Origin of the sequence: Miniphocaeibacter sp. (assembly GCF_049276255.1) — a bacterium.
In the GTDB taxonomy this organism is placed as follows: Bacteria; Bacillota; Clostridia; order Tissierellales; family Peptoniphilaceae; genus Miniphocaeibacter.
Map to the genome: position 1 here is coordinate 22,531 of NZ_JBASWB010000016.1, position 25,945 is coordinate 48,475.

Genomic DNA, 25,945 nt, shown 5'->3' on the forward strand with positions numbered 1-25,945 from the left:
ATGTAACTCCTTTCTTAATTATTAATTATATTTTAGTAGATAAATCTATAGATTTATCTCCAGGTGCTGTCCTTAAATCAAGATAAATATTTTTATCTGCTAACTCTCTAAAAATATCTTTTTCTTCTTCATCTAAATATACTGTTTTAGTAATCTCTTCTTTTCCCTCTTTATAATACATACCTCCAATATTAATTTCTTTAAATTCAACTCCTCCATTTGCCAAATCCAATATTACTTGAGGTCCCTTCACAACTAAAAAAATATTTTTCTTATTATTATTGGTAAAATACTTTATTCCATCTTCTACCGAAAAAATATTAAACGATTTCCCTTCTGGAACTGCCATTTCCAACAACATTTTTTGCATATCATCATGAACTAATTCATCATCTACTACAACAATTTCATCTACTTGATATTCTACTGACCACGAATATGCAACTTGTCCATGAATCAATCGTTCATCAATTCTTACTAATTTTATGCTCATATATACCTCCTCAATTAATTTTTTCAATTAATTTATTCGAATTTACAATTAACTCATCTGTACTTAAATCGCCACTAGTACATGCCATTATTATCATCCCTAAGTGGTAACCTGCTATAAGATTTAAATTAGAATCTTCTTTAACAATAATTGTTGAAATATTACAAGGAGTCCCTCCCTTGAGATCTGCTAATATTAATATTTCATCAAAATCGTTTTCTTTAGCTTTTTTAATAGCATCTTTAATCCTTAACATATAATCTTGTGGACTTTCATTACTAAATAATGGAATTGCCATTAAATTTTCTTGTTCACCTAAAATCATTTCCGTAGATTCCTTTAAACCTGTACATCCATTACCATGACCAACTAATAAAATATACCTCAATAAAACTTTCCTCCTTACTTACTATATTCTTTCTTGTAAATATAGTATACTATTTAAGAAATTATATTTCAAGTATTGTTTGATTATTTATGAAACTTTATTTCATTTAATGCGTAAGTTTACTTTCATTAATTTAAATTAAAATCAATTTTTCCTATCACTTACAAAAGATACTACCGTTATTTAATAAAATATAAAACTATTATAAATAAGCCTATCTTTTGATACAATAATCCTAGACAAAATTTAGGAGGATTATAAAATGGAAATTAAAAGATACAAAACCAGTCATAGATGGTCAGTTGCTACAGTCCACAATGGAGTAGCCTATATTACAGGACAAACTGCAAAGGATACAAGCTCTAACCTTTATGAGCAGACTAAACAAACCCTGGAAAAAATTGATGGTATATTAGCAGATTTAGGTTCAGACAAATCTAAAATCCTAATGGCAACAATCTTTTTACAAGATGTAACTAAATTCCAAGAGATGAACAAAGCTTGGGACGAATGGGTTGCTGAAGGCGCTGCTCCCGCAAGAGCCTGTATAGAAGGAGCTGCAAATAACCCGGCTGAGTTAGTGGAAATAATAGTAACAGCTGCAGTAGATTAAAAATGTTGGAATCGCTATAAAAAATGAGTCCTTTAATTAGGACTCGTTTTTATATATTTTTCTTTAAATTATTTAATTAATAAGACTATTCTTTTATAAAATACTGTGGTTCAAATTCCATTTTTGCAAAAGTTGTTTGAGTCACAAATTCAAATTTAAATTTTTGACCCGGTTTCCAATTGCTTATATTATTACTATAGGTAGATTCTACAATTATTCCCTCTTCATCTATTAGGGAAATTTCAAGTGAAAAATGTTCAAATTCTACAGAGGATGTATTTTCAACAACTGCCTCATAGTAGGATGAGCCGTATTCTTCCTTAACTTTAGTAAATTCCACCTTGTTTACAATATCTTCTATTTCTTTATTTTTAGTATCATCTTCTATTGCCATTTGTGCATTTAATTTAAAATCATCTAAGATATTCTTGTATTTTTCAGAAAATTCTATTTTATAGCTGTCAACAAGGTCCACTAAAATTTTACTTCTTTCAGCAGAAATTTTATCCCACGTTTCATAGAACTTTATTTCATCAACAGTAAAATAATCTAAAGATTCTCTTTGTTCTTTTAAAATATTTATATAGCTTAAAGCCTTTTCTTGTAATTTTGTATCTTCAAATTTTTCGCTACTATAACCTTTAATTTCATTTAATTCAATATCAATTGCTTTTAAATATTCTTCCTTTTGTTCTTGAATATCCATAGTTAAATCAATTTCCGGTAAATCCCATCTTTTTTCTAATCCTTTTTTAAAACTGGATAAAAATTCTTTATCCGCGTAATTTATTTTTGTACTATCCTTAACATTATTAGATGAACAACCTGCTAATAATGTTAAAAACAATAATCCTATAATTACTATTACCTTCTTTTTCATATACATGTCCTCCTAGTAACTATTAAAAACTGTCCGGAACAAGTCCTAATCTATTTATAGACTCATGTGCTTCTGTTAATGATTCATAGACCTTTAAAACTTCTTCTATTTCCCAAGTTTTTAAGTTTTTCTCTTCAATAACATACTTACTTTCATTTACTATTTTTTCTATTTGTTTTTCATCGGATACTGCTACTACTGCCTGTACAGCAGGATTACTTTGAGCTCGTTTTAAATTTAAAATTAAACTATCAACAGAACCTTTAGATTGAACTTCAAATACATAAATAACCTTACCCATATTTCCAATTGCTGCTTCCCAAACTACATCCACAATTGCTCCTTGGGCTACCTTTACCTCAGCATTACTAATAAATCCAAGTAAATTTCCAATATTAACTAACTTTTCCTGTACTTCATTATGTAACGAAGTTGTTTCTCTCTCAGGAATTTCCTCTATATCCTTTTCTGTTATAGTTTCTGCATTTGTCATTGGTAAAACTTCATCCCATAGAAAATAATCCACAGTTATTAAATCAACATTCTTTATTCCTCTATTTTCTAAAATCTCTGCAATTTCCTTTGTTTTTTCACATACTTCAATATATTTACTACCGGTGTACTGGTAATTATATTTAGGCATTTTCTCAACTTTCAAATATTCTAAACATTTAACAGATCTTGAATTAAAAATTGCATAATCATTAGGATAAACATGGGATAAAATTTCACTTATTGACGCAGCTCCTAATCCTTTAATATTAGAGAGAAAATTATCCCATCTTTTTTCTATATTGTTATTGCCATAAATTAAATTGGAAAGTTCTTTCTTTATATTTTCAAATCCATTGTCAGCAATTAATTTATTTACAATGTATTTTTTATTACCCCAAATAAGCATGGACCATAATTTACTTATATATTCGTAAAATTATTCCTCATCCATGTTTCTTATTTTCTCTTTAGTGTAACTTTGATAATATTTTTTTCTTTCTGTTCTTTCTAAATAATCCTCTTTATATTTTGAAGGATTGTTATTTCTGTTTTCTATATAGTTATTTATTGCAATATCTAAAATTTCTTTATTCATATTTTCCTACCTGTCTATTATTAACAACATATTATTTCAACTCTTCTACCAATGGCATAACCTCATTATCCATGAAACATTTTATAACTTTTTCAATTTCCTTTAAAATTTTCTTACTATATTCATTTTTACCATCAAAGTTATTACTGTCTATGTATTTATAAAATACCCAATTTCCATTCCATGGAATACGACTAACTAAAAATCCTTCTTTTTCAAATTCTTTTCTAATAGTTTCTAAAATTTCTTTTTTATTAAATTTTACTTCATTATCAACCTGTAATAATATTCCCCAATAAGGTTGGCAGTCTACTCTTTCTAAGGAGAAATATATTTTCGCATTATTTTCTTCTCTTAAATAGAAACTAATATTACTATGGTTACCTATGCGTTTTACATCTGTTTTGTATCGATTATTTAAGTATTCATTATTATCTAAAATTATATTTAATACTTTTTTCATAGAATCATTTCTAAAATAATTGAATTTTTTAATTTTAGCCGGCTTTAATTCATTTTTTGAGATATTATTGTTTTTTAATTTATTTAAATAATTATAAATTTCATTGTTATGATCTTTTAAACATTTTAATAAATTGTCATCAAACAAATCTTTAACCTTTACTTTTTCCCCCTTATATTTCTCTGGCTCAGATCTGTTAGGTGATATGTAGTATAAGAGTTTTTCCATCTTAGATTTTTTATTAATTCCTTTTGATTCCTGTTCTTCATAAAATAAAATCATTTCATGTACATAATCATCTAATTGTCCATCATCATCATTGGTGTAGACTTTGAATTCTATAGGAATAAAACAATTTTCGCTAAATAACACAAGGTCAATTCTATTATTGCTAGCATCTTCAAGAATATTTATTCTAACAATATATTCAGCAATTACTTTTAAATTTTTTATTTCAGAATCCCCTAAACAATCAATCCCTAAAAATTCTTTTACAAATACTTCTTTTATCTTATCTTCTTTTTTTAATATTTCCGAAATTGCTTTTGTTATTTGAACTTCACTTATAAAGTCTCTTTCCTTTTCGGCTTTTTTCATAGTATATCCCTTTCTTGAATATATATTACATAAGAAGGTCTCTATTCCTTTATGTATTAATCAAATATAGTATTAAAAAATATTTAATTTCTATCTTGTATATCCCTTATCTATGTAATATTCATCTGTTTTAGTAAAAATATATTTTACATCAGTACAAAGTCCAGAACTTTCTTCTATTGAATAAGATGTACTATAACCAGTAGCTATCCCCTTTTCTACATATGTAGTATTTTCTATAAAAACTATTAATCTTTTAAAGTCAAAAATAATTCCATCTTTTTCAGATTTTTTTAAAGCTACCTTAATAAATCCATCTAAGTCAAAATTTTTACATTTTGACTTAGATCTAATTATTATGTTGTTGTTCTTATATCTTGCATTAAATGGATATCTCATAATTGCCTTCCTTCCTAAAAACTACTCTTCTATAAAATACCCCTGCTTTAATCTAAAATAACTATTCCACTCCTAATGCTTTATATACTGCATCTTCTGCTGAATTATAAAAAATCAAGTTAAATCCACCAATTAAATCCGACGGAACTGTTCCAATATCTACTGCAGAACTCATTGGAAGCAATATTTTCTTTGCTCCAGCATCCTTACAAACCTGTAGGGTATTTGCTAGTTCATCGACTTTAATTATGGTCCCGCCAATGCTTAAATCACCTAAAATTGCTGTACTTGAAATAATTGGTTTATTTAAAGCAGCGGAACATATGGCAATTAGGGTAGCCAATGTTAATGTAGAAGTCATTCCAATTCCCGTCATGTCCTGTATATTTACTAAATAATCGTAATTAGTTGTACTAATACTTCCACTTATACTTTTACTATTGGCTTTTAAATATTTGAAGGCTAAATCAACAGCTTCTTTGGCTTCAGAATTAGAACCAAGTCCCGTTCTTTCAAATTTACCATTACCTGAAATTACCTGAGTTTCCAATTTGAAAGTGCCAATCATATCGCTTTTACCCCTAGCAACAGTATAAAGATGCCCTGGCTTCCCAATTCCTTCAGGAATTAAAGTTCCTCCTCCTTGCTCTGGAACTGGAACATATTCTTCTAAAAAGCTTTCATTGTCGATATATGAAAAATTAATGTCATAAAACTCCATTCCACCAATACGTTTCAGTTGTTCCTTAACTCTTCTTCTCATCTCTAAAGCAAAACGAAGTATTTTTTCAATATCCTTCTTTTCAAAAACACCATGAGGATAAATTATTTTTACTAATCCGGAAACCGTCTTTTTTACACCAATAACATCTCTTTGATTCAACTGTCGTCCTAGTTTAAAATATTCATCATAAGCATCTCCATAGGATACCTTTCTTAACTCCCTCATAATTTCAGAATAGTAATCTGTAATAAAACCATAATCATCTGTAAAGAACTCTGGCCTATATTTAGGTATTTCCCAACCAGGTATATAACAATGCATCCTATCTAAAAATGCTGTATCCTGTCCCATAGCTTCAGGAAATGGTTCAAATAAACTTGAAGTCTTTAACATTACATCTACAGATTGATTAATATTTCCAACAAAAACCATAGATGCAGTAGCATTTTTTTCTTCCTTACCTCTAGCAAAAGATCCTGATGCCATATAATCCTTCATAATTTGTACACCATCTTGATCTTTAAATTTAATACCTGCAACCTCATCAAAAGCAACACAGTCCCATAATCCTACAAGTCCTATTTGCCTTGTTCCCATATTGTAAAAAAGATTCGCCACAGTTGTCTGTCCACCTGAAACTAAAATGCTGTTAGGACTAATTTCCTTATAAATATGGGATTTTCCTGTTCCTCTTGGTCCAAGTTCACATAAATTATAATTATTTTCAACTAATGGAATTAGGCGAGCTAAATGTAACCACTTTTCCCTTTCATTAAAATTACTTGGTTCCATACCAGTGCTACGTAAAATCAAGTCAATCCATTCATCATCAGTAAAATTAAACCTAGATTTTTTAAATTCTTCAATATCTATTTTAGGCATTTGTACAGGAGTTAACTTTTTAATAATAAAGGGACTTTTCTTCTTATCACCTTCATCGTAAAAATATTCCATTTGAACAATGCACCAAATACCACCACTTAAAAGTCTTTCATATAGCATTGTATAATAAGAGCTAATTTGGACTCCCCTTAAAGCTAAATTTGAAAATTCAGCCTCATATCTGTCCTCCTTAACATTTAATTTTACAGTTATTCTATCAATTACAGTATAGCTTCCCTTTTCTCTAATTTTTGACTTAATTTTCTCCGCTTCATCAGGTCTTACATAATTTTCTGCTAAAATAGTTTTTACAGAATTAACTCCCGACAATATGTCGTCTTCATTAATAGAAGTACAGTACATGCCAAGTAAATACTCTAGAACATATACCGGGACATTTGCCCCTTCTTTAATTTTTTTAGTTAAATCCTTCCTTACAAATTTCCCTGGGAAATTTTCTTGAAGTTTGTCTATTAAAGTTATTTCTTCCATATTTTTCTCCACTATACATTAAATCCAAAATCATCAGCAAAAGGAATATCTATCTTAACCTTTGTTTTATCTTCTATTCCAGTTTTAATATTTTTTGTAACAATATAGTATTTTCCATTAGGATCATAGGAATGTTCTTTAAGTCTAAAAGATAATTTTTGTATCCTTTTTCCTGTTTCCTCTTCCCAACTATTAGCTGAAAATATTTCCTCATTAGATATTATTTGTCCATTTACATCTTGAAAGTAAATACTATACTCTACCGCCTTCACTACATCTGTTACAGTATCTCTTTGAAAAACATCTATGGAAGTATTTAAAGAAGTAATAGTTCTAGGAATACTCAACAATTCAATAGAAACATCTCTTGTTTCCACTGCTCCTCTTCTAGTTTTAATATTAATTAGTGGAGTAATAAGTTCCTGCATAGAGGACCCACCATGGAAATAATTTTGCCCTCCACCTTGTAATTTAAAAACATTGGAGCTATTTGGAAATATTACATATCTTTTATCATCATTATTTAAAACTTTACCTAAGGAAATACTTCTTGTTCCGTGAATATTATAATTATTTTCTGAAATAATAAATCTTCTATTTTTAATATCATAATTACTATAAAATTTTTCTATTTTTTCAGCCTCTGTATTTACAGATCTTTTATAAATAAAACCATGATCTGAAGTAACAATATAATTATGAATAGAAGCATTCCCTGAAAGTTTTCTTATAAGGCTAATAATTTCATCAATAGCTTCATTACAGGCATTAAAAACCTCGTTTTCGGTTTTTAACTCATCTCCTCTAGCATCTACTTGATTATGGTAAATATAAATTACTGACTGGTCCTTGAAAAACTCCCTTAACTCTTCCTTACTATAATTATTTATATCATCAAATTGAATTGCCCTACTATTTTCTTTATGGGCTTTTAAAATATTTTCCCTATCTGCTAAAGAACTGGACTTTTTACCATCTACAAGAACATCAAACTTTTCATTAACAGTAATTTCTTTATGGGGTAGTAAAGCAGCCATTCCTAATTTTGTAATAGATGGAAGAAGTGAAATTTGAGGTTCAATAGTAGCTTCAAATTTTTCACTTAAATTCATTTGACCTACTAAATCCTTTCCAACTTCATACCTTAAGGCATCGGAAATAATTACAACAGATCTTTTTTTGTCAAAATAGATATTACTATTATAAAAATCCTTTTGTAACCTTATATTTTTAAAATCTTCATAATTAAATACATTATTAAAAGCAATATTATAAGGATCTAAAAAAGTGTTAATATATGTATTTTCAACATAATCCCTTAAATCTTCATACCTACTTGCTTTTTCAATTTTATCTAAATAAAAATAGAATTTTCTGTAGTTAAGGTCCTGTAAATACCAAGACTTATCATACTCCTTAACCATTTCACCAATTTCAAGATCATAGTTGTCATTTTTAAAGGATAGTATATTATAGGCTGCTAAAAGCATATTATAATCATTTGAAAATTCAGAACCATAAAACCTTCCCTTTCTTAAATTAATCAAAGCTACAATATTAAAGTCTTTTACGACAGCATCAAAATGATCGTCCATTAACCTGTTAACTATCCAATCTAAGAATTTATATTCAATTTTTTCAAAAATATCTAAATCCAGTAAAAGTTCTAAGTCAATTTTGGCAAATATATTGTCGCCCTTTATTTGTTCATATACATATTTAGACAGGTATCTAAAAATATCCTGTGTTCTAATATCATTCATTAAAGAATTAATGAAGGCTATAGTTCCACCGGGTTTTTCCAAAACATATTCCTTGTTTTTAACTAAATTTTCAATACCTGTTTTTCTTTGAATATAGGTAATAAATATACCTAGGACAAATTTAACTAAAGTTGGTTCCTTTGAACTATAGCCAAAATATTTGAAAACATATTTCCAAAAGGTCTCCGTTAGATTAAATTTTCCAAATTCTTTTAAAATTCTATTTTCTACTAAATCTTCTTCCTTTAAAATACTTTTTACTATGGATTCAAACCTAACTTCCCTTATACCTGCAAGAACCGTTAAAAATCCCAGCTCAATATTTTCCTCTGTATAGCTGTCAATTTCCAATTCTTTAAACTTATTAAACCTGTCCTTACTTTTGAAGAATTTATAATATTTTTCCAATAGTATCTTCTTGTCTTCTTTAATGCCGAGCTCAACCATTATTAAAGACAGGCGATCAGCTACAAAGGTTTTAGAATATAGTATAGTATCTGCTAAGTGGTTGTCTTCGTTTTTAGGCCTTGGAAAGGGAGCGTAAACTAGGTAGTTACTGTCCCTATCCTCAACCTCTAAAATATATTTTGTTTCAAAAAGGTGATTTTCTTTTAAAATCAATAATTTTGCATTTTTTAAAGCTAGGGAATTTATATCCTCTACAAAATCACCTTTGGAATCGTACCAAAAAATAATTTTTCTACTAGAAGACAGATCTTTAAATTCATCATTTAAAGTATTTTCTATTTGGGATAAATTTAATTCTGCCATATATCCTCCTAAATTTTACTTAATATTTTTAAAACCTTGCCGTCCCTGTCTTTTTGCACTTTTTCATAATTTACCTTTACACCATCGTCTAAATCTATACTAATTCTTTCATTAGCAATATGACCTAAAAGTTCATCGTATTTTCTGCATTCATCTACTTGTTTTTGAATTTTTATTTTTTCGTCTTCTAATTTTTTCTTTGTTGATGGACTATTTTGACTAAGTATATCCATTTCAATTAAATTAATTCTGTCCTCATAGTATTTTTGTAATTTATGAAGGTAGCCAGTTCTAACCTTACCTGTTGTATATTGGTCATAACGGTGCATATATATTAAGGCTTTAAAACCATTTTGTTTTCCAGAATCATAGAGCCAGTAAATTGGTCTTTTTTGATATGTTTTAACATGGTCCTTGTAAAAATCCTTAAGGAAATAGGATCGAATTACCTCCCTACTTTCACCCTTACCACCTAAGGCTTCTGCTATAAAGTTTAAATTTTCCTCTAGAGTATCTTCTCCATAAACCACCTTAACAAATTCCTCAAAGCTTGTTACAATATCGTCTTCAAAGTATTTGGAATCGGTTATTGGTATGCAGTTGTCCCCATCTGGAATAAAGCTTTTATATTTACTCCTATCAAATTCTCCACCAGCATAGACTAAGCCTTCATAGTCTAGGGAGTAACGGCCTAGCATAGATCCTACAGCGTAGGAGATAAATTGTTTTACCACGTCTTTTTTAGTAAGTACATATTTATTTCCCTTAATTTCTTGATCAATATCCTTATTAGAGTCAAAGATTTTGGCTATGGTAATGTCCCTGTCGGAAACTTCCGGACTAAGTTCATCTTGCAAACCATAAATATCTATAAAAATTCGATTTAACTCCTCCTCATTATCCTTTAGTTTTTGGAATTGGTCATTGGTAAATTCCTTATACTGTCTATAAGCATCTTCCATATTTTTAATATAATATTCTGTTCTATCTGCAATTACTCCAATTTCTCCAAGACTCCTATAGTATTCATTCATATAAGAGTTAAAATTGACCAAGGGATTTACCTTAAAATCCCAGGAAGTTTCAAAAGTATCCCAATCGAATTTGGAGATGGATATATTTTCATTTGAAATATTATCTACATTTTTAATGGATTTAGAAAATATAATAGGTATGTTAGCAATATCTCCAGGTTGATAATTAATAGTTGCATTTGATATATTTAAAAATAATTGTGTAATTTTAGTATTTAACATGGCTAATAAAGTCAGGTTCTGTTCTTTTCCATTTAAGCTGGAACCTCCTGAGTCAAACAGAAATCCATTATCAATAAATCTGCAAGAAAATTTAGACGATGTGACAGATGACCAAGCTATACTTTTTTTAAAATATGAATTTTCTGATCTAACACTTGCCGCTTTTTTTCCGTTGAATTTTATATTATTTTTTATAGCATATCCATCATCCTCCCAATTAATAAAATATTCATTAAACCCATGCCATCTTTTATATCCCCCTCCTTTGGAGTAAGGAAACCATTTCTTTCCAGATAAAGCTGCTTCTTCTTTAGTTTTAGTACCTAGCTTAGCTTTTATTATTTCTACTTCATGCCATAATCGTAAAAACCTATTATTATCTCCTGTTGTCATACCAGTTCTAGGTATTGCAATATTTCTTATTAAGGTCCCTTTTTCAAAAGCTTGAATTAAATTCTCACTAGCCCAATAAGCAATAGGCATACCTGGAATTTTTGTGAAATTTTCTTCTGATGTTTCGTAGAAATATCCACAATCTTTATTCTCCAAGGCTTCTAATACTTTTTCTTTCTGAACATCCATTCCACCTTTAAATTCCGACAGTCTAAAATACAGACCTTTAGAACTTTCTTTTCCATTTTTTAAGACAAATGAACATATTGGAACAGTTGCTTCTTCAAAAGCAGAATATTCCATTTGAATTAATGTAGTTATGGCTTTATGGCTAATTATATAATTTCTTAATTCTTCGTAAGTTTTTATAAACATCCATACAAAAGGCGTCATAAAACCTGAATATCCATTTTCCTCTAAAAATTCAAAATTTCTAAAAATAAAAGCTGAGAATAAATCGCCTTTATATGATTTGTATTCTGATGTTATAAATTTCTTTAACTTTCCTTCAAATTTGTTTAAATATGGTGGATTTGTTGCTACAACTTTATATTTACTGGCTAAGATTTTTGCTTGTTTTGTTAAGTTTTTAAATAATGGTAGAATTTTTCTTTTCCATTCAAAATTATAAATATTTTCTTCAGCTTTATCACATTCTTCTAAATATTCTTCAAATTTTTCATAGTCTAATTTTTCAACTTTTATTAAGGAACCATATTCTTTAGCATCTTTAAAAATATTTAGTAGGTAGTTACCAATTTTATTCATTTCTATATTGTCGGTAACTCCAGCACATTCAAATTCATCTACTAAATTAGTTTCCTTTATATCCATAATATTAGGCTTTATTTCCCTACTTAAAAATCTTCTATCAAAGCTTCTGCCCTTCATTATTATAGAAAAATACGCAAGTTGAGCAGCTCTTTTATCAATATCAAGTCCAAATAAGTTTTTTTCTACTATTTTTTGAGCAGCTTCTCTTTCTGTATAACCTTCTTCCTTGTAAATCTCCATTAAAACATTAAAAGCATATACAAGAAAATGACCTGATCCTACACAAGGATCTATCTTCTTACTGTCTTTGATACAATTTTAAAAAGCAGTTCTTACCCTTTTAAAATTCAAAATACGTAAGAACTGCCTGTCATCAAAGGTCTAATATCATCTTTTTATCTGAAATATTATTATTACTTCACTTACTTTATACTTATTTAATTCATATCAGTTGTTTTTATAAGAATTTATAATTTACTGCACACCTCTATAGCCAACTCTTATGGAATAATTAAAAGATATAGTTAAAATTAAATAGTGTATTTATTACCACTTTTTAGTCTTTAACCTATTTGCAACCTCATCTATACCTGGTAATCCATTAACTCCTAGCACTTCACATAAATCGAATATCCGAGTTCCCCTAGGAGGATATTTGGTATCCTTTTCAAAGTAGGTATCAATAAATTTCTCTACAAAAAAATACCTATGCTTATTATCACGTAAATTATAACCATATTTTTTTGCATCATCAATCGCTATAATTATTCGTTGTTTCATTTCATCTGTTATTTTTCCCTTTTCAACTTCAATTACCAGTGAACCATCAATTGGAATTGCAGTAACAATGTCAGTAATTTCACCAACTGCCCTTACTGCCTTTTGGTCATATAAACCAAGATATTTGTGATCCGAGAATCCCCTATTTACATTATCATAATATAGCCCCAACTTCTTATTGATTTCAATAGTTGCACCAGCAAGTTGAACGCGCATCCACTTCCAGTCATCTGAAATCAATCCTCCTGAATAACAATAATCACGATAGTCCTCTAAAACATCCTGCATATCATAGTCACGTTCATCTATTACTTCATTTATTTTATTTATAAGCTCTTCAAATGTTAAATGATGATGAATAATATTACTATTAAATTCTAAGTTATAATCAAATATTTTCTTATCAAGGGTAGATTTTAATTTAGCATTCATTTCTTTAGGATCAAGCGTCATTAGCACTTTATAATCCTCATTTTTAAACGAACCTAAATGCCCAATCAATTGTTTAATGCCAAATTGTCCTTGTAATTTTGTTTCAATAACAACTTTAAAACTTGATTGTCCAATCGTAGCATCTGGTATTGTGCCACCCTCAATTTTTTTCTGCATTTCAAATTCGAGCTCGATGTTTGCATTTTCCGGCAATATCTGTGTAATAAAAGAAAAGAATTTATCAGGTGAAAATGAATAAAGTCTCGATAGTAAGAGCATAGCATTGGCAGTATCAACATTCTCTTTACTATGATATCTTTGAAAAAAATGTATTTTCATTTCAAACCTCCTGTACTAAATTAATTTTTAACCTTCTTTATTCTCAATATCTCAAGTATTACCTTTAAATATCATTTCTTATATTTTTATTTTATTTCAGATAAACAATCCTCTCAAAAGGAGCTAATTAAACTTAATTATCCAAATCCTAGCACTTTCAACTTTGACTAGATATAATCAAAATTGATTTTTAACTAATAAACCTACTTTATTAGTTGTTGACAGTAAGGTAAGAATCTTTCAATCTCATCCACGATACGCTTTTGTTCCCCTAATGGGGGTAGTGGAAGCACTGTATTGGCAATATCTCTTAACACCCAGTTTTTATTTCCTACTCCTTTAGTATTTATTTCACATTGGGTTTTAACTACTGGAGCCTTAATTGCATAAAGAAGATATTTATTATAAATTAAATCAGTATCAAACTTTAACAGTGCAACACTCACAAATAAACTAAATTCCTCATCTGTATCAACTATAACTGGAATTCCCGTTGTCCCAACCTTTGTCAATAAGATATCTTCCCTTTCAGGATCACATCTTTTGTATAAATCGTCATGTGATTCTTGCGATATAAATCTCGTGTCTGAGAAATCAATAGTACCACCACTAAGATCCTTTACTGAAATGAATCGAACTCCACTTACAGTATATTTAGGAGTATGATGTGCTCCGTCAGTAAGTTTATTTAACAAATTTCCCATCTTAACCCACTTCCAACTCTCTGGAATATCAAATGGTATCTCTTCCTCTGTTATTTCGATAAGCTTCTTTTGTTTCTTAAACTTACCTTCCTTAGCTAGCCTTTCTTTTCCTTTTGGATTTTCTTATATAGTTCCGCAGCCGTTCCTTCTTCTTCCCTCTGCTCTACTAACTTACCTTTCATTGCATATTGTAAAATCGATTTCTGCATATCTTCTGGGAACTTCTTATTAAAGCCTTCTATTTTATAATACGATTCACCGTACTTTTCAATATAAGGCATTAGTTCTTCAATCCTAGTTACAATGCGCTTTTGTTCTTCAAGTGGAGGGATTGGGATTAAGTAATTCCTTAAGTAAGTCAGTGAAACAAATGATTGTACTGCTCCTCTTGCTCTCCTTTTCATGGCTTCCTGCTCTAACTGTAAATACCACAATAAATATTCCATACTAAATAGTTCACTATCAATCGTCTTGAAAAGTGCCATATTCTTGATTGAAAATTCCCTCTCCTTTATTACTAAAACAGGGTTGCCAATAGTTCCAATCATAGCAAAAAGTATATCACCACAATCTACACCTGATCGTTTATTAATATCTTCAGAATCTTCCCTAGATATCAGCTTAATGTTGTCAAAATCAATTATTCCATTCACTAAATTTTTACTTGTTATCAATGGTATACCTTTAGAAACATATTTAGGGGTATCGTGTGTACCATCCCTAACATCAATGATGTCTAAAAATCTCACCCACTCCCAGCTGTCAGGAATATCAAATGGGATTTCTTCTTCTGTTATCTTCCCCGAGGATTTTATTCTTCTAATCTTCTTCTCTTTTATGAGTTGTTCTTTTTTTATGCCTACCTGCTCTAACAGTTCTTTTGCAGTTCCCTCTTCTTCTCTTTGTTCAACCAATTTACCTGATATTGCTAGTTGTAATATGCTACTCTTTAAATCCTGTTCATTCATCTTTGTTACCTCCAAGCATCGAAGCAATCTCTTCTAACACATAATCTATTTCAGTATTTAAAGATGCTCTCTTTTCTTGATATAGATGTATTAAATCCAAAGGATCTAAAATAACTTCTTCTTCATACGGAATCCCGCATAAGTCAATATTATATTTTAAATCTTCTATCTCAGCTATCGTATATCTTTTAGCCTTCGGAAAACCATCCACTTCAATCTCTTCCCTATTCTCCCACCAAGCCATTGTTGATTCGAAGTGCTCTAGCTTCATCGGTCTTGTCTTTGAGAAGTTTTTATATCCTTCTGGCATATCAACTCTATAAAACCATGTTTCTTCAGTTGGCTTTGTATTATCAAAGAACAAAATATTAGTTGTAATAGATGTGTAAGGAGCAAATACACTATGTGGTAATCTAATAACTGTGTGAAGATTAAACTCATTAAATAACTTTTTCTTAATATTGGTTTTAGCATTATCTATACCAAATAAAAACCCATCTGGAATAATTACCCCACACCTACCATTTTTCTTAAGTCTATACATAATTACATTCATAAATAAATCTGCCGTTTCAGAACTTCTAAACTCCGTTGGGAAATTAACTTTGACACTATCTTTTTCACTTCCACCATATGGTGGGTTCATTAAAATCACATCGAATTTACCCATCTTTCTTAAATCTTTATAATCTGTCTCTAACCCATTACCATGAATAATATCTGGATCATCTATATCATGTAGAAGCATATTTGTAACACAAAGCATATGTGGTAATGCCTTTTTCTCTATTCCATAAACTGAATTATTATAAATCTCTTTATTTTCAAGAGAATTTCCAATCTGTTTCTCTAAAGTACTTAGGGCAGATATTAAGAAACCACCTGTACCACAAGCAAAATCCCCTATTTTTTCGCCTAACACAGGTTTTATAACCTCTACCATAAAATCGGTTACTGCTCTTGGTGTGTAAAATTCACCTGCATTACCTGCACTTTGTAAATCTTTTAAAAACGATTCATATATTGTACCAAATTCATGGCGTTCTTCATTCTCCGTAAAATCAATTTCATCAATAACATTAACCACTTGACGGAGTAAAATACCATCTTTCTGATAATTATTTGCATCTTCAAATGCCTGTTTTACAATAACTTGGCTCATTGGAGTTTTTTCATCAATTTCTAGTTCTTTAAGCGTTGGAAACAGATTATTATTTACAAAGTCTAATAGATTATCACCAGTTAGTGCTTCTCCATCCTTTTTGTCTACAGCCCAATCTCTCCATTTAAGTCCTGCTGGAATAATAGATTTATAATCATCGTAATATAATTCCCACATTTCTTCTTTTGCATCATATATCTTTAAGAATAAAACCCACACTATTTGTTCTATCCTTTGGGCATCCCCATTAATTCCTGCATCATTTCTCATTATATTTTGTATTCTCTTCACAAAGTTTCCCATCGACATTATTCTTTACCTACTTTCATTATTATTTTATCCAATCTATTTAAGCTATATATATTTCATTTCCTAATTCTTGAATTGCCTTTTCATAGGCTTCTTTTCCACCAAACTCTTTAACTATTTTAAGTGGACTTCCGAACTTAGCAAATTCTTGAAGTTGAAGGACCTTAGTCTGTTCAATTTCTTTGATACCTTCATTTGAATATTTATCTAGTAGTGCTTCTAGTACTTGCTGTGCTACTTCAGAATACTTGTATAGATAATGTCTCTTCTTAACATTGTTGGCTCTTTCTGCTTTCGTCAAAGGTGCTTTATCATATGCTAGATGGCATATTAAATCAAAGTCATCTAACTCCTTATGTCCAAACTCTTCTCTGACAGCTTCAAGCAAAACCCCCTCAGATTCTAATTCATCAATTATGGCTTGTTTTTTTTCTGCTGCTGTCCATGTTAAAAGGAAATCATCTAACTTTGCATATTGCTGTAAAATATTTTTCTTAGTGTAATCTATAAGACTCTCGGTGACTAATTTACCATCCCTATCAATATATTGTACTCTCTCTGAAAGAACTTTTACTAATACATCATCAACATAATATTTTTTTGGCTTATGCTCACCCTCAGAACCAGTATTACCATCTCCTGTATCAGTTTCATCTTCAACCCAATCATCATCGTTTCCTTCATCTGGATTAGTACCATCGTCTGGGCTATCTCCCATAGGCTCCTCTATTGGGTCATCCTGTCCAAGATCAATTACCACTTCTGGTTCTCCATCAAATGATTTATCAGCAAATAATCTACTTGCATTACGAAAGTCCATAATGGTAAAGTAAGTCTTTCCCTTTTCCTCTAAGAGTCTTGTACCCCTTCCAATCATTTGCTTAAACCTAATCATTCCATTTTCACCAAATGTATTATCAAGTACAATAAGTTTACACATCTTTGCATCAACACCTGTGGACATTAGTTCACTGGTTATTGTAATAACGGGGTATGTGCTTTCCTCATCTATAAAGTTTTCTAATTGTGCTTTACCCACATCATTATCCCCCGTTATACGCATAATATATCTGTCATTTTCTTTATACAGGTCTTTATTTTCATTAATAAGTGCTTGTCTCATTCGTTCTGCGTGTTCTATATCCACACAAAACACGATGGTCTTACTAAATCTATCTGTTTTCTTTAGAAATTCAGTAATCTTTGAAGCAACAACTTTAGTTCTATCATCAATCACTATATTCCTATCAAAGTCCTTTGAGTTATATTCCCTATCTTCAATCTCATAACCATATTTATCAAGTTTTCCATCCTCTGGCCTATATCCTTCAAGGTCCCTATCTAGCCCCACTCTGATTACTTTATAAGGTGCTAAAAATCCATCATTAATACCTTGTTTTAATGAATATGTATAAATAGCTTTACCAAAGTATGTCTGACTTGAAGCTTCTTTTGTTTCAACCGGCGTAGCAGTACATCCGATATGAGTAGCTGATGAAAAATAATCTAATATTTTTCTCCATGCAGAATCCTCTTTTGCACTCCCTCTATGGCACTCATCTATAACGATTAGATCAAAGAAATTAGGCTGAAACTGCAGATATGCTTCTTCACCATCATCTCCAGTAAGCTGGTGATATAGTGCAAGATATATTTCATAAGAACTATCAAGTTTTTTCTTTTCCACTTTTGTCATCTTCTCTTTAAATGGTTTAAAGTCTCCTGACATTGTCTGGTCAATTAATATATTCCTATCTGCTAAAAATAATATTTTTTTCTTAAGTCCTGACTTCCAAAGTCTGTATATTATTTGAAAAGCCATAAATGTTTTACCTGTACCTGTTGCACTTACAAGTAATATTCTTTCTTGTCCCTTTACAACTGCGTCCACAGTTCTATTGATAGCCACTCGTTGGTAATATCTAGGTGTTTTATAATTAGGCACATAATAATAGGGTTCAAGAAGCATTTTTTCCTCGGTATCATTTATATTTTTATCTTTCAGGTATCTACTATATAATTCCTCTGGTGATGGAAACTCGTCAAGCCTAAGTTCTCTTACTGCACCAGTTATTAAATTTTGCTCAACAAAACCATCTCCATTTGAAGCATATACATAAGAAACATCAAGTGCCTTTGCATAATCAATTGCTTGTTGTAATCCTGCACCCACTGAATGATTATTATTTTTAGCTTCAACCACTGCTAGAATAAAATTAGGTTTATAAAAGAGCACATAATCAGCCTGTTTCTTCTTTCCTCTAGTGGTCATATTACCTCGAAGAATAATTCTCCCATCTGTGAAGGGATACTCAAATCTAATTTGTTTACCTATTTCCCACCCTGCTTTAGTGATTGCTGGTGTAATATATCCAGCCTTGATATCTTCTTCAGATAAATGTTTTTTCCCCATATCGCATTCTCCTTCCCCTCTAGTGAATTTAAAATATAAAGGTTTTTCATACACATAAATCGATTTATGGACTTTATCTCCAGAATTAAATTGATTAATTACTATCTTCTTATATAAATAGTTTGGTTGCTTTGTTTTTTAACCCATATTATTGAAAACTTTAATAAAACATCCTTAATTTATACTAGTCAATCTCAGCACTCTCCCCACTCTCTACCCATTCATCAACTTCAGAAATTTTAAATTTGAACTGTTTGCCTACTCTATAATTTGGGATTGCGTCTTTTTTAATCCAGTTACGAATGGTGTCCTTGCTAACGCCAAGGTGCTCTGCAATATCCTCAAGGCTTGACCATTTTTCAGGTTCATTCATTGCTATCGTTCCCCCTCTTTAAATCAGTTATGATCAGTATGTTTCTTATTTTTATAGATTCTAAATTCTAAAACAAATCGAAAAGGCTACCACCAGTGACCTTTTGTTTTGCTTTCAGTTCCTCTAGATATTTTCTCATTTTTATATATTCCACTTTCAATACAAAATCATCCTTGTCAAGAATTTCTAATAGTTCTTTATATTCCTCTGGTTTCCTGAGTATGTCATCTATATCAATTTCAAATAACCATCCAACAGTATCTGGTTCTCCATATTCTTTTTCATATTCCCAACTAACATCTGTAGAATTAACTAATTCTTCTCTTCCATCTTCAGTTACTAAATAAACATACTCTTCAACAACTAACTGTTCATAGTGAGGTAAGTCAAGATAATCTACGGATTCATTGTCATTAAGAAGACTAATAAATTCATACAGGTATGATTGCGGATCATTAGAAATTGAAACATTGGTTTCACCCTTCTCATAACTTAAATAAAGGTAAAGAGTCTCTAAAAATGTCCAATATCCATCTTCCTTATCACACTTCTTATAAAGATCATCTAATAAAGGTAGGAAAATATACTCCTCTACCTTAGCAGAAATCATGTCATATAACATACTGAAAGTTTTATCTCCATACGTTCTAGTTCTTCTGTTTTCAAAAAAGTTACCTATCTCCTTAAGGTTTTTATCTTTTTGTTTTGAAAAGTATAATGCACAAAAATATTCTTGAAATGAACGATGGGTAAAGTGGTACTTCCCACCTTCAAAATACATTAAACACATATTAGTACAAAGATCATATAAAAAATCTTCTGCATTAGTTATTCTATCTTGTTCTTTCTCCCTCTCTTTGAGTTCATTGTAATATTTAGCAAACTCTGTTTCATCTAATTCAAACTTTTCATCATGATAGGAACGTGAACAAAGTTCAGCAAAGTAATCTGCAAATCGATCTGTAGACAACCCTGTTCTAAGCGTTCTTTTATATGCTCCTTTACTAGCATCATGCTTTTGTGATAAAGCTAGAAATGCTTCCCTATAGAATATATGCATTTTTGAAGGTATTTCAGCAAATTGCTCAAATGTCATCAACATAATTGTAAGCAAAAGAGGATTTTCTGTGAACTCTCGATGCGTCCTATAAAGTTGATGTTCTAATTCATGATAAAACTTCTTTTTAATTATAGGCTCATCTAGACGAAATTCTAGTTTTTCTATCAATTGCATAGCTTGTAGTTTTGAAAACGGCCTTAATCTTAAAACAGTAAACCTAGAATAAGAAACAAAGTCCTGGTAAGGACGAGAGGATAAAACAAAATAATTTTCTGGATATTTATCTGTAAATTTCTCTAATTCCAGTTCAAAACGCTTGGCATGAACAGTACCTATTTCATCCAATCCATCGAAAAGTAAAAGACATAGTCCTTTTTCAAGAGTATTCCCAAACTGACTCTCTGTAATATTGCCCCCCAAGCTTTCCATTTTAGTATAAGCATAATCAAATAGACTACCAGTTGTTTCATCATAATCTTTTAAAGGAATAAAAACAGGGATTACTTCTGTTTCTTTATAGCACTCTATTGAGTCTAATAGCAAGTGCCGCATCATCATTGATTTCCCTAAACCACCTGTTCCAGATAAGATAATAAATCGTGAGTATTCTAATAATGATATAAAGGTAATATTCTCAATAATTTCAGTTTCATATGATACCCCATGTCTGCCAGGTTTAGGTATCCGTCTTTCTATAGAATTACACACATAGAAATCATAAAATGACCTGGGCTGGTCACTGTACAGTAAGGTTTTTATCATGCTATATTTTTCTCTCAACTTGATTAAATAATTAGATAGAGGAAAGTTACTTCCGCCAAAGGTGTCATTAATCGAATAAATAAACAGTGTTTCTCCATTAGTAATTTGACCATATATTTCATCTAATTGCATTCTGAATGCACCTGTTGACTCTTCAAATTTCAATCTTAGATCAAGTTCACTTTGACTATGCATAGGAATATACATGGATATTTTCTTATTATTAATTGGATACATATTATGAGATAAATAAGTATTATATTTATTAATAGTTTGTATGAATTCATTAATTTTAATAAAGGTCTTTTCCTTTTGGTCATGAGCGAAGGGTAGAGTAATCCTATTCCTAACTACATCAGAAAAGTACTCTGCATCCATTTCCAAATTCATAGATAAAGATATGCTGGGATCGTTGTTCACAAAGTCTATAATGCGATAGTCCATAATTGCCTGCTTGAATATTAAAATCATTTTTTCTGAAGGTGTCAAATCTGGTGATAAGGCTACCTTTCTATTCAACAAGTAATCCTGCCTAAAATCTAGATATTCATCCATATTAGTTTTGATACCAAATAAAATCTCATTAATGTCTTCACTATCCCCATCTTCATCTCTTTCGGCATCTTTCCACATTTTTGCTGACTTTGCTAACTTATCAATGAAGTCTTTTAAACTACCTGCTGTATTTTTGATTAACCTTCCTTGTGAAACCGTATTATTAAGTGTCTCTACAAATAACGTACCTATATCATCCATTTGTTTCTCAATCCTGCCCATTATAAATCCGTCAACCCAACGTAATACTCGATCTAATCTAATTACTTGATCATCAAAATCATCATCAAAATATAATTGATCTTCTAAAGATAAAATATCTAGTGAGGGGGCCGCTCGTATAATTTCATTATAATCAACTACATTAATACTCTCTCTTTTAGATTCAAAAGCATTTAAATAGTTGGGATCAATAGTTTTTACACAAACCTTACCCACAGTATTTTTTACTGATACAACAGTATATAAAAATATTCCTGCTAAAAGTTTAGATAATACAAACTCACCTTGTGAAAATAAGTCCTCTTTTGTCGTCCCAATATATTTCTCGAACTTCAATTTATTTACTTCATTTATCGTTAAGTCCTTTTTGATTATATCTAACAATGCAAGAACTATTATGGCTTTCTTGTCTTCATCAATTAGCGTAAGAACAAAGTTATTAAAATCCTTTATTATATCTTCAGTTTTCATTCTTAAGGCCAACGTTGCTACAGCACTTAAATTATCCCCAACCTTTTTATAAGCTCCACTACCTCCACTTGTTACTACTGGTGGAAAGTTCCCCTCACAACTAAGCAGTCGAGAAACTGGTGTGTCGCTACCTTTTTCAATATATTTACAATTAGGATCTATTATTCTTGTCATTGTACCTACAAGCTGCTTATCCGTTACCGTTTCTAGCATACTCAGGCGAAGAACCTGCGCAAATGTTCCAAAACATAATCTCATCATTTCGACCCCCTTGTAAGTTATAAGTAAGTCTTTGTAAGCCTTTGTAATCTGTAAGTATGTCCCACTCTATTTCTAAGCAATATCAATAAATTGCATGCTGTTGTTAGAACTTCTAACAGCAGCTTTTTTGTTGTTTCAATCAACAATAATTCCTACTTATTCCTATCAATTCATTTTAACACAAATTTTTATTTACTGCCAATAAAAGGAGGAAAACAAATTTATGAAATTTCTGAAACTTCAAAATCATTCTAGATCACCACCATCTTTTTGTAAACAAATCCATAAAGTTTCACCTAGATAAGCCAAAATTTGAAAACCAAAGGAGACAATAAAATGAAAAATTACCAAAGCCTATATTTCAAGAATTACTATGCTCAAAATGAAAAGGGAGAATATATCCCAGTCGACAGAAAATCTTGCTTTGCACCTGCAGAACCACCAACTGATGATAATCCATTTAAACAAAGATGGTTCTATGACTTTGAGGCAGGATATGCAGTTCGCCTAGAACGAAGCCAACTTAGCGAGGAAGTTCACCGCTCTAATGATACAAGCCTTAAACGAGACGAGAGATACAGAAATAGAAAATTCTCTTGTGTCTGGAAAGATACATCTAACTGTGACCAAAATTGTAATGAATGTAATAGAAAAAATACAAGTCGTACTGTTGAAATAGACAAAATTTGGACTAGCAGTGGTAGCGATGAGATGATAAGCATTTTTGAACCAGTAGATGAATCTCAAAACATAATTGAAATCATTAAGAATGAAGAATTTGTCTCCTTCTTTAATTCCACTTTAGAAACTCTGTCTCCTGATGATAAAAAACTTTTTAACTTACTTTTAAATAATGAAAAGAAGAAAGTCATAGCAGAAAGTTTAAATATTACAGTTGATGGAGTCCGCTACAGAGAGCTACAACTTCGTAAAAAGCTACTCTCCGATAAACAATTAAAAGATTTATTAGAAATGTTTTAAATTTCACTACGGGTTTTGCCCCTTACTGTCCTTTAGAAAGTGAAGGGCAAAACTTTTAAAAAATACAAGAATTTTGAAAGGAGGTAAATTTAATGAGTAAAATGAACGAGCTGTCTCAAACCCTAGATGAGCTGAAAAATGTAGCAGCATCAATCTTATCTATAACTGATACTCTTACAGACTTATTTTCTGGAGCTGGTAGTCTTTCAGAGGAAGTAAATGAAAGTTCAAGTCCACCAATAGAAAATAAGAAGCTGCTAACTCTTGAATCGGTTAGAGGAGTTCTCGCAGAGAAATCTCGTAGTGGATATACAAATGAAATCAAAGCCTTAATAGAAAAATATGGTGCAGCTGTATTAAGCGAGGTAGATCCTAAAAATTATCAAAATTTATTAGATGAAGTGAAGGTGTTAGGTAGTGAATAAACATGCCCTACTCTCACCCTCTTCAAGTCACCGCTGGTTAAACTGCCCTCCGTCTTTAAGACTTAGCCAGCAATATGAAAATACAAGCAGTAGCTATGCAGCTGAGGGTACTGAAGCCCATGCCCTATGTGAATATAAGCTTAGGTCTACTCTTGGCATTAAGGCTAGAGATCCTACAGCTAATTTAATTTATTATAATGAAGAAATGGAAGAATGTACTTCAGACTATGCCACATATATTTTAGAACTTTTAGAAGATGCAAAAAATACCTGCTCTGATCCCTTAATCCTTATTGAACAAAAGGTAGACTACTCTAAATATGCTGAAGGTGGTTTTGGTACAGGTGACTGCGTCATTGTTTCAGATGATAATTTACACATAATTGACTATAAGCATGGTCAAGGAATTTTAGTAGAAGCCTATGAAAATTCCCAATTAAAATTATATGCCTTGGGAGCCCTTGAATTATTCGACTGCCTATATGACATTGATACTGTTTCAATGACCGTCTATCAACCTAGAAGAAGCAACATCAGTACTTTCACCATACCAAAAGAAGAACTCTATAAATGGGCCAACGAAGTATTAAAGCCTACAGCAAAACTTGCTTACGATGGCAAAGGTGAATTTAAATGTGGTGACTGGTGCGTATTTTGTAAGATTAAGCATGAATGCAGATACCGTTCTGAATACAATCTTGAACTAGCTAAATATGAATTTCAACTTCCACCAACATTAGAAGATGATGATATTGAAGAAATCTTAAGTAAAGTTGATGGATTGGTATCTTGGGCCTCTGATATTAAGGATTATGCCCTACAAGCATCCCTACGAGGTAAGCAGTGGAAAGACTTCAAATTAGTCGAAGGAAGAAGCAACAGGAAATATATTAATGAAGATGCCGTTGTTGAAATAGTTAAGTCTCATGGCTATGACCCATATGAACACAAAATTAGAGGTATTACAGCTATGGAAAAAGCTCTAGGAAAATCTAGGTTTTCAGAACTTCTTTCCCAACTATTAGAAAAACCAAAAGGCAAACCTACTCTCGTTCCCGAGAGCGATAAACGCCCAGCTATTAATACAGCTGCAGATGATTTTAATGAAAATTAAGGAGGATAAAATTTATGAGTAAAAATTTAAATCAAAACCCAATGAAGGTAATAACAGGTCCAAGCACTAGATGGTCTTATGCAAATGTATGGGAATCAAAGTCAATTAACGGTGGTACTCCAAAGTTTTCTGTATCCCTTATTGTTCCTAAATCAGATACTAAAACTTTAGATAAAATAAAGGCTGCCATTGAAGCTGCCTACAATGAAGGTCAGGGGAAATTAAAAGGAAATGGTAAAAGTGTACCTCCCCTATCAACTCTTAAACAACCACTTCGTGATGGGGACCTTGAACGTCCTGATGATGCTGATTATGCTAATTCATATTTCATTAATGCCAACTCAGCAACACAACCAGGTATTGTAGATTCCAATCTTGACCCTATCATTGAAAGATCTGAAGTTTACAGTGGTGTTTACGGTCGTGCAAGTATCAGCTTCTATGCCTTTAACAGCAATGGAAATAAGGGAATTGCCTGCGGACTTAATAATCTACAGAAAATTAAAGATGGTGAGTCCCTTGGCGGTCGAACACGTGCTGAGGACGATTTCTCCACTAGTGTGGATGAAGATTTCCTTTCATAAAATATTAACCTACGGGCAGCTGGATTATATCTTGCTGCCCTATCTATATAAA

At 30.9% G+C, this 25,945-nt stretch carries 22 protein-coding genes; 5 read left to right on the forward strand and 17 right to left on the reverse strand.

Annotation, left to right across the window (positions count from 1 at the left end; genetic code table 11):
• Nucleotides 1-25: 25 nt before the first annotated feature.
• Together WAO56_RS01760 and WAO56_RS01765 are read right to left on the reverse strand one after the other, a co-directional pair.
• A complete protein-coding gene (locus WAO56_RS01760) occupies nt 26-493 on the reverse strand; it encodes a PTS system mannose/fructose/N-acetylgalactosamine-transporter subunit IIB (RefSeq protein WP_422144694.1) in 468 nt (155 codons plus the stop codon).
• 10 nt (nt 494-503) lie between these two features.
• Entirely contained in the window at nt 504-881 is a 378-nt protein-coding gene (locus tag WAO56_RS01765) for a PTS sugar transporter subunit IIA (RefSeq protein ID WP_422144693.1), read from the reverse strand.
• 262 nt (nt 882-1,143) lie between these two features.
• Between WAO56_RS01765 and WAO56_RS01770 the strand changes: the two genes are divergently transcribed.
• Entirely contained in the window at nt 1,144-1,494 is a 351-nt protein-coding gene (locus WAO56_RS01770) for a RidA family protein (protein WP_422144692.1), read from the forward strand.
• 85 nt (nt 1,495-1,579) lie between these two features.
• Here WAO56_RS01770 and WAO56_RS01775 read toward each other — a convergent pair whose 3' ends face one another.
• From WAO56_RS01775 to WAO56_RS01845, 15 genes are all read right to left on the reverse strand, one after another.
• The gene (locus WAO56_RS01775; RefSeq protein WP_422144691.1) at nt 1,580-2,374 is read right to left on the reverse strand and encodes an FxLYD domain-containing protein; all 795 of its coding nucleotides are present in this window, start codon (nt 2,372-2,374) and stop codon (nt 1,580-1,582) included.
• 22 nt (nt 2,375-2,396) lie between these two features.
• Entirely contained in the window at nt 2,397-3,275 is an 879-nt protein-coding gene (locus WAO56_RS01780) for a hypothetical protein (RefSeq protein WP_422144690.1), read from the reverse strand.
• Nucleotides 3,276-3,305: 30 nt separating this feature from the next.
• Nucleotides 3,306-3,464, reverse strand: a complete 159-nt coding sequence (locus tag WAO56_RS01785; protein ID WP_422144689.1) for a hypothetical protein — start codon at nt 3,462-3,464, stop codon at nt 3,306-3,308.
• Nucleotides 3,465-3,495: 31 nt separating this feature from the next.
• On the reverse strand, nt 3,496-4,524 hold the full coding sequence (locus WAO56_RS01790) for a PD-(D/E)XK nuclease family protein (protein ID WP_422144688.1): 1,029 nt from the start codon (nt 4,522-4,524) through the stop codon (nt 3,496-3,498).
• A gap of 90 nt (nt 4,525-4,614) precedes the next feature.
• Nucleotides 4,615-4,923 (reverse strand): hypothetical protein, encoded by a 309-nt coding sequence (locus tag WAO56_RS01795; protein WP_422144687.1) that lies wholly within the window; start codon nt 4,921-4,923, stop codon nt 4,615-4,617.
• 61 nt (nt 4,924-4,984) lie between these two features.
• The gene (gene brxL, locus WAO56_RS01800; protein ID WP_422144686.1) at nt 4,985-7,021 is read right to left on the reverse strand and encodes a protease Lon-related BREX system protein BrxL; all 2,037 of its coding nucleotides are present in this window, start codon (nt 7,019-7,021) and stop codon (nt 4,985-4,987) included.
• Between the two features lie 11 nt (nt 7,022-7,032).
• Entirely contained in the window at nt 7,033-9,555 is a 2,523-nt protein-coding gene (gene pglZ / locus WAO56_RS01805; protein ID WP_422144685.1) for a BREX-1 system phosphatase PglZ type A, read from the reverse strand.
• Between the two features lie 8 nt (nt 9,556-9,563).
• Nucleotides 9,564-12,290, reverse strand: coding sequence for a BREX-1 system adenine-specific DNA-methyltransferase PglX (pglX, locus tag WAO56_RS01810; RefSeq protein ID WP_422144719.1), 2,727 nt, complete (start codon nt 12,288-12,290; stop codon nt 9,564-9,566).
• A 234-nt stretch (nt 12,291-12,524) separates the two neighbouring features.
• On the reverse strand, nt 12,525-13,529 hold the full coding sequence (locus WAO56_RS01815) for a hypothetical protein (RefSeq protein ID WP_422144684.1): 1,005 nt from the start codon (nt 13,527-13,529) through the stop codon (nt 12,525-12,527).
• 203 nt (nt 13,530-13,732) lie between these two features.
• Nucleotides 13,733-14,233 (reverse strand): restriction endonuclease subunit S, encoded by a 501-nt coding sequence (locus WAO56_RS01820; RefSeq protein ID WP_422144683.1) that lies wholly within the window; start codon nt 14,231-14,233, stop codon nt 13,733-13,735.
• Between the two features lie 95 nt (nt 14,234-14,328).
• On the reverse strand, nt 14,329-15,201 hold the full coding sequence (locus WAO56_RS01825) for a restriction endonuclease subunit S (RefSeq protein ID WP_422144682.1): 873 nt from the start codon (nt 15,199-15,201) through the stop codon (nt 14,329-14,331).
• The gene (locus WAO56_RS01830) at nt 15,194-16,654 is read right to left on the reverse strand and encodes an N-6 DNA methylase (RefSeq protein ID WP_422144681.1); all 1,461 of its coding nucleotides are present in this window, start codon (nt 16,652-16,654) and stop codon (nt 15,194-15,196) included. The genes WAO56_RS01825 and WAO56_RS01830 overlap by 8 nt, the downstream gene beginning before the upstream one ends.
• A 58-nt stretch (nt 16,655-16,712) precedes the next feature.
• Nucleotides 16,713-19,085 (reverse strand): EcoAI/FtnUII family type I restriction enzme subunit R, encoded by a 2,373-nt coding sequence (gene hsdR / locus WAO56_RS01835; RefSeq protein WP_422146212.1) that lies wholly within the window; start codon nt 19,083-19,085, stop codon nt 16,713-16,715.
• Between the two features lie 184 nt (nt 19,086-19,269).
• On the reverse strand, nt 19,270-19,458 hold the full coding sequence (locus WAO56_RS01840; protein WP_422144679.1) for a helix-turn-helix domain-containing protein: 189 nt from the start codon (nt 19,456-19,458) through the stop codon (nt 19,270-19,272).
• A gap of 67 nt (nt 19,459-19,525) precedes the next feature.
• Nucleotides 19,526-22,789: an NACHT domain-containing protein gene (locus WAO56_RS01845; RefSeq protein ID WP_422146213.1), complete on the reverse strand. Its 3,264-nt coding sequence runs from the start codon at nt 22,787-22,789 to the stop codon at nt 19,526-19,528.
• Between the two features lie 336 nt (nt 22,790-23,125).
• Between WAO56_RS01845 and WAO56_RS01850 the strand changes: the two genes are divergently transcribed.
• The 4 genes from WAO56_RS01850 to WAO56_RS01865 all read left to right on the forward strand — a co-directional run bounded on the left by WAO56_RS01850 (nt 23,126) and on the right by WAO56_RS01865 (nt 25,893).
• Nucleotides 23,126-23,770, forward strand: coding sequence for a hypothetical protein (locus WAO56_RS01850; RefSeq protein ID WP_422144677.1), 645 nt, complete (start codon nt 23,126-23,128; stop codon nt 23,768-23,770).
• 92 nt (nt 23,771-23,862) lie between these two features.
• A complete protein-coding gene (locus tag WAO56_RS01855) occupies nt 23,863-24,195 on the forward strand; it encodes an rRNA biogenesis protein rrp5 (protein WP_422144676.1) in 333 nt (110 codons plus the stop codon).
• Nucleotides 24,188-25,309 carry a DUF2800 domain-containing protein gene (locus WAO56_RS01860; RefSeq protein WP_422144675.1) on the forward strand — a complete coding sequence of 374 codons (1,122 nt, stop codon included), beginning with the start codon at nt 24,188-24,190 and terminating at the stop codon, nt 25,307-25,309. The genes WAO56_RS01855 and WAO56_RS01860 overlap by 8 nt, the downstream gene beginning before the upstream one ends.
• A 14-nt stretch (nt 25,310-25,323) precedes the next feature.
• Nucleotides 25,324-25,893, forward strand: coding sequence for a DUF2815 family protein (locus tag WAO56_RS01865; protein ID WP_422144674.1), 570 nt, complete (start codon nt 25,324-25,326; stop codon nt 25,891-25,893).
• Nucleotides 25,894-25,945: the final 52 nt, after the last annotated feature.